The following is an 870-nucleotide window of genomic DNA, read 5'->3' on the forward strand; positions in this document are numbered from 1 at the left end:
CGCGCATCGCGCGCCTGCCCGCGGCCCCGCCCGGCGCCGCGCCCACCCATGCGCTGCATTTCGCCGCCGCCGCGCGGCCGATCGGCCCGGTCCTGGTCGCCGACGCGACCACCGACCCCATGGCGCTGATCGCCGAGGAAGGCACGGATGGCAGCGCCGCCTTCCTGCGGTCCGTCCGCCCGCTCGCCGCGCGGCTCGGCGCGGTGCTGGTGCGCATCAGCGAGGTCGGTTCCGTTATCGCCGCCGGCGGCGCCTTCGGCTTCGCCATGGCCGGCGCCTCGGGGACCATGGTCGGCATCGCCGGCGGCATCGGCGTCGCCTGGGGCATCGACTGGCTGTTCAACCGCGTCGATGCCGCGCTCAACCGCTCGGCCTTCGAGGCGCAGGCGCTGGATGCGATCGCGCGCGCCGAACGCCGCCTCGCGACCGAGGCTTCCGGCATCGCCGCCACGACGCTGGCCGCGCGGCTCGCCGCGCTGGGGAGGATGGAGGCCTGCCCATGACCGAGGACCCCCGGGACCCGCCGCCGCAGGACCTGCTCGCCCGCTGGAACGCGCTCGCCACCTTCTGCCTGGCGCTGCTCGCCTGCCTGCTCTCGACGGTCGCGCTGCTCGGCACCCATGGCGCTGCGCCGCCGCGGATGATCGCGCCCGCCCACGCGGCGGCCCACCCGATGGCCGGCGATGGCGCGCCTGATCTCGCGCGGCCGCTGCTCGCCATCGAACTCGTGCTGCCGCATCTCGACCGTTCCGCCCCCTTCCCGCGCGCCTTCGCGGTCGCCGTCGCGCTCGCTTCCGGCGATGCGGAGGCGACCCGCGCGCTGCTGCCGCTTGCCCCGGCGGCGGCCGATGGCGCGCCCACGCCGGCCGA

The 870-nt window shown here is 77.4% G+C and carries 2 protein-coding genes; both read left to right on the forward strand.

The window, feature by feature from the left end; translation table 11 throughout:
• Positions 1-503 (forward strand): hypothetical protein (locus HW577_RS25760; RefSeq protein WP_198378920.1); only part of this gene is annotated, 503 nt, incomplete at its 5' end.
• On the forward strand, positions 500-870 hold a 371-nt coding region (locus tag HW577_RS25765), incomplete at its 3' end, for a hypothetical protein (RefSeq protein ID WP_198378921.1). The genes HW577_RS25760 and HW577_RS25765, both read left to right, overlap by 4 nt.

The sequence above is a fragment of the Neoroseomonas rubea genome, from assembly GCF_016106015.1.
GTDB classification, from domain to species: domain Bacteria; phylum Pseudomonadota; class Alphaproteobacteria; order Acetobacterales; family Acetobacteraceae; genus Neoroseomonas; species Neoroseomonas rubea.